The 4,758-nt window shown below is 74.4% G+C and carries 5 protein-coding genes; all 5 read right to left on the bottom strand.

Annotated features, from left to right (window positions below; genetic code table 11):
- The coding region (locus ACFV6I_RS18515; protein ID WP_380426370.1) for a cation acetate symporter at window positions 1-1,252 on the bottom strand (1,252 nt) is incomplete at its 3' end.
- Between the two features lie 32 nt (window positions 1,253-1,284).
- The gene (locus ACFV6I_RS18510) at window positions 1,285-1,917 is read right to left on the bottom strand and encodes a DUF485 domain-containing protein (protein WP_380426361.1); all 633 of its coding nucleotides are present in this window, start codon (window positions 1,915-1,917) and stop codon (window positions 1,285-1,287) included.
- Between the two features lie 54 nt (window positions 1,918-1,971).
- Window positions 1,972-2,667 (bottom strand): response regulator transcription factor, encoded by a 696-nt coding sequence (locus ACFV6I_RS18505; protein WP_063349363.1) that lies wholly within the window; start codon window positions 2,665-2,667, stop codon window positions 1,972-1,974.
- A gap of 150 nt (window positions 2,668-2,817) precedes the next feature.
- Window positions 2,818-3,978: a sensor histidine kinase gene (locus ACFV6I_RS18500; protein WP_380426359.1), complete on the bottom strand. Its 1,161-nt coding sequence runs from the start codon at window positions 3,976-3,978 to the stop codon at window positions 2,818-2,820.
- A gap of 64 nt (window positions 3,979-4,042) precedes the next feature.
- Complete coding sequence (locus tag ACFV6I_RS18495) at window positions 4,043-4,528, bottom strand: CcdC protein domain-containing protein (RefSeq protein ID WP_063349361.1); 486 nt, start codon at window positions 4,526-4,528, stop codon at window positions 4,043-4,045.
- Window positions 4,529-4,758 lie beyond the last annotated feature (230 nt).

The following is a 4,758-nucleotide window of genomic DNA, read 5'->3' as shown; positions in this document are numbered from 1 at the left end:
CGCCCGCACCCCCCGCGGCCCCCCCCCCCCCCCCGCCCGGGGGCCGCGGCCCGGCGGCGCGCCGCCGGATGGGGCGCCGGCGCGGCCGGCCGCGCCAGGCGCCGGCCCAGATGTCGTGGGCGAAGGCCGCCGAGGAGGCCAGGGTGAGCCCGGCGACCACCGCGAGGATAGTGGCGAAGGCGATCGCCGAGATCAGCGCGAACAGCACCACCCCGCCAGTGCTGCCGTTGCCGCCGCCGAGCACCAGGGCGAGCAGCGGGACGGCGGTGTTCCCGGCCGAGTTGGCGTGCCGCACCTCCGCCGAGCCGACCAGCGCGGTCGCGCCCAGGCCGAGCGCGATGGCCATCAGGTAGAAGCCGCCGACCAGGCCGATCGCCCACATCGTGGAGCGGCGGGCGGCCCGCGCGGTGGGCACGGTGTAGAAGCGGGACAGGATGTGCGGCAGTCCGGCGGTGCCGAGCACCAGGGCGAGGCCCAGGCTGAAGAAGTCGAGCCGGCTGGTGAAGGTGGCGCCGTACTTGAGGCCGGGTTCGAGGTAGCGCCGCCCGGCGCCGCTGTGCTGGGCGGCCTGGCGCATCAGCTCGCCGACGTCGCCGTGGAAGCGGACCATCAGCAGCACGGTGAGCAGCACCGAGCCGGCGATCAGCAGGAAGGCCTTGACGATCTGGATCCAGGTGGTGGCCCGCATCCCGCCGATCGTGACGTAGACGATCATCAGTCCGCCGACGGCGACGATGGTCCAGGTCCGGGCCTGGGCGCTGTTGGTGCCGAGCAGCAGGGCGACCAGCGAGCCCGCGCCGACCATCTGGGCGACCAGGTAGAGCAGGGTGACGACGACGCTGGCGCCCCCGGCCGCGGCCCGGACCTTGCGGCGGCGCAGCCGCAGGGCGAGCACGTCGGCGAGGGTGTACCGGCCGGCGTTGCGGACCAGTTCGGCGACCAGCATCAGCACCACCAGCCAGGCGACCAGGAAGCCGATGCTGTAGAGCACGCCGTCGTAGCCGTACAGCGCGATCAGCCCGGCGACGCCGAGGAAGGAGGCGGCGGAGAGGTAGTCGCCGGAGAGCGCGAAGCCGTTCTGGAGCGGGGTGAAGTCCCGGCCGCCGGCGTAGAAGTCCTCGGTGGCGCTGCCCCGGCGGCCGACCCAGAGGGTGATCGCCAGGGTGACCAGGACGACGACGGCGAACAGCGCGATCGCGAGGTCGTGGTGGTCGCCGGTGGGGGCGACGGGGGGCGGGGTGGCGGTCGTCATCGCGGTCGTCACCGCGGTCGTGATCGTGGTCGTCATCGCAGCTGGTCCTGGGTGTCCCAGCGCAGGCCCAGGGCGGCGCGGTCGCGCTTGGTCCGGGCGTTGCGGGCGTAGAGCCAGGTGAGCAGGAAGGTGGAGGCGAACTGCAGCAGGCCGAGCAGCCAGGCCACGTTGAGCGGGCCAGCCACCTGACTGCGCATCAGGCCGGGGGCGGCGGCCTGCGCGGCGACGTACATCAGGAACCAGCCGAGGAAGGCGCCGCTGACCGGGAAGACGAACGACCGGTAGCTGCGGCGGATGTCCTGGAAGGCGTCGCTGCGCTGGACGGCCCCGCTCCCCCGGGGGGGTTGGGGGGGGGGCCCCCGGGGCCGGGGGGGCGCCCGCGGGTGGGGGGGGGGGTGGGGGGGGGGGGCGGGCCCCGGGGGGGGCCCCCCCCTCGGCCGGTACCGGCTGGACCGCGCGGGTGGGGGCCGACTGGGCCGGCACCGCCGGTTGGCCGGGCACGGCCGACCGGTCGGAGGCGGTGGCGGTGGCCGGAGCGGCCCACCAGTCAAATCGCTGCCCCTGTCCGGGACTGCTCGTCTGCTGCTGTGGCACAACTGCTCCTGGACCGGCGGGCACTCTGACCCCAACCATGATGGCGGCCGCCGGACAGCCCCTCTGACCATTGCCGATACCTTCACTCGATGAGGTGATCGATCATCCGACAGACACTCATCCGACTACTGCTGCGTACCGGTGATCCCGTGTCGAAAGGCGTACGAGACCGCCTGCGCCCGGTCCCGCACCGCGGTCTTGGCGAACAGGTTGTTGATGTGCGTCTTCACGGTGGCCTGGCTGACGAACAGCCGCTGGGCGATCTCGGCGTTGGAGAGCCCCTCGGCGATCAGCGCCAGCACCTCCGCCTCCCGGGCGGTCAGCCCGTCCGGGAGCTCCCCCGGCCGCCCGACCGGCTTCCCGGCCCCCGGCACGGATCCGGCCGGAGGCCCTGAAAGCCTTTCCAGCAAACGGAGTTGGATCTGCGGCGAGAGCCCGGCCGCCCCCGCGCGGACGTCCGCGATCGCCCGGGCGATCTCCTCACCGCCGGCGTCCTTGGTGAGGTATCCGCGCGCCCCGGCCTGCAGAGCGGGGAACAGCGAGTCGTCGTCGGCGTAGGTGGTGAGCACCACGACCTCGGTCTGCGGGTGCGCGGCCCGGATCCGCCGGGTCGCCTCGACGCCGTCGACGCGCGGCATCCGCAGATCCATCAGCACCACGTCCGGGTGACACCGCTCCACCAGGGCGACGGCCTCCTCCCCGTCCGCCGCCGCGCCGACCACCTCGATGCCGGGCAGCAGCCCCAGCAGCATCACGATGCCCTCGCGCACCACCGTCTGGTCGTCCACCACCAGCACCCTGGTGACCTCTGCCTCGCTCATGCGCCCGCCCCGCTTCGCTCGGCAGTCGCTTCGCGAAATCCGCACCTGCTGATGATGAGCTCGCCGCGCTCGCTCATGCGCCCGCCCCGCTTCGCTCGGCAGTCGCTTCGCGAAATCCGTACCTGCTGATGATGAGCTCGCCGCGCTCGCTCATGCCGGCACCTGCAGCAGCACGCGCCACCCTCCGTCCTCGGGGCCCGCCAGCAGGGTGCCGCCGAGCAGTTCCGCGCGTTCGCGCATCCCCAGCAGACCGTACCCGCTGCCGCTGGCCGACAGCTCCCCGGACGGTTCGCCGCGCGGAGGGCGGGAGTTGCGCACCTCCAGCTCCACCGCCTCCGCCAGGTAGCGCAGTTCGACGGTGCACCGGGCGCCGGGCGCGTGCTTGCGGACGTTGGTCACCGCCTCCTGCGCGGTGCGCCGCACCGCGAGGGCGGCCTCGGCGGCGAGCGGCCGGGGCGTGCCGGTGACGGTGAGCGTGGCCCGCTCCCGCCCGGTCAGCTCCACCAGGAACTCGCCGACCGGGGTGAGTTCGCCGCGCAGCGCGGACAGCGCCTGCCGGGTCTCGACCAGCCCGTCCTGGGCCATCCGCCGGGCGGCGACGACCCGTTCGCGGATCTGCTCGCGGTCGGTGCCGGCGTCCAGCATCAGCCGGGCCGCCTCCAGGTGGACGAGCTGCGCGGAGAGGCTGTGCGCGAGCACGTCGTGGATCTCCCGGGCGATCCTGGCCCGTTCGGCGAGCGCCGCGCTCTCCGCCTCGGCGGCCCGGGCGGCGCGCTCCTGGGTGAGCAGTTGGCGGGCGGTGCCACGGGCCTCGACGTCCAGCCGCAGCAGGTAGCCGAGCAGGCCGAGCCCGCCGATGGTGGCGAAGATGCTCACCCAACTCGCCCAGCTGGCGGCGGTGTACGAGCCCAGCGCGGCCGCCGCGGTGAGCAGGCCGGGCGCGGGCGGCAGCCGGACCACCCCGATCACGGCCAGCCCGCACCAGACGAAGTCGGCCAGCAGGTAGGCCTGCCCCCAGTTGGCCAGCCAGGCGCTGCCGAGCAGGGCGGCGGCCAGGCCGAGCGAGAGCGCCAGGCGCTGCTCCCGGGTGGCGTAGAGGTAGCCGGCGGCCAGGGCGGCGACCCCGAGCAGTCCGGCCGCCGCGATCGCCACCGCCCAGCCCGTGTACTTGCCGCCGGAGAACGTCCCCCAGCAGACGACGACCAGCAGGACGGTGCGGCCGAGCAGGGAGAGGACCCGCCGCGGCCATCTCCCGGCCTCGCGCTCCAGCCCCTCGCGGGACGGCCAGCGGGTCCAGTACCACTCGGCCACGGGTGCCTCCTCGACGTTCTCGGACAGCGGGCCCGGCAGGCCCCGGGCAAGGCGGTCAGCGCGGTCAGCGCGGTACGGCGGCCTGTTGCGGCAGGTCCAGGGCCCGTGCCCGCCAGTTCACCACGAACGAGCGGGTCAGCAGCAGGACCGCCAGTCCCAGCAGCAGCGCGCTGCCCGCCTGGTGGACGTGCAGTGCCGCGCCGACGCCGTACAGGGCGAGCCGGATGGCGAGCATGCCGACCCAGGCGGCCACCGTGGCCTTGGTGCCCTTGGCCCAGACCGAACCGTCCCCGGCCCGCCACAGCCGCACGGTCCAGCCCCAGACGGAGCCCATCGCGACCACCGCCGCCAGGCCGCACCCGACCAGGGTGGCGGACAGCGCGGTGTGCTGGTGGTCGATGAGCTGCGGGTCGCGCAGCGCGAGCGCGCCGAGGATCAGCGGCAGCAGCCAGAAGCGGCGCTCGGTGTCCAGGCGCTGGGCGCGCATCTGGCGCTGGACCACGAGGACCATCACCGCGATGATCACGACGATGTTGACGAGGGCGGTCATCGGACTTCTCCGTCCCGACAGGAGGCTTGTACTGACCTCTCCGACGTTACGGATCCGGTGCCCCCGGTTGATCGGCGCCGGGGTGGACCACAGGTGGAACCGGCAGCACGAGGGCCCTCCACCCACCGCCGCGGGGGGGCCGGGGGCCGGGGGGGTGGCAAGCACTCCACACGCTCAGACCGCGGGGGGGGCCTGGGGGCGCGCGCGCCCAAGAAAAAAAAAAGGGCGGG

The organism is Kitasatospora sp. NPDC059803 (assembly GCF_042732255.1).
Lineage (GTDB): Bacteria > Actinomycetota > Actinomycetes > Streptomycetales > Streptomycetaceae > Kitasatospora.
Note: the sequence above shows the minus strand (reverse complement) of the source record. Positions and strands in the feature narration are given on the sequence as shown.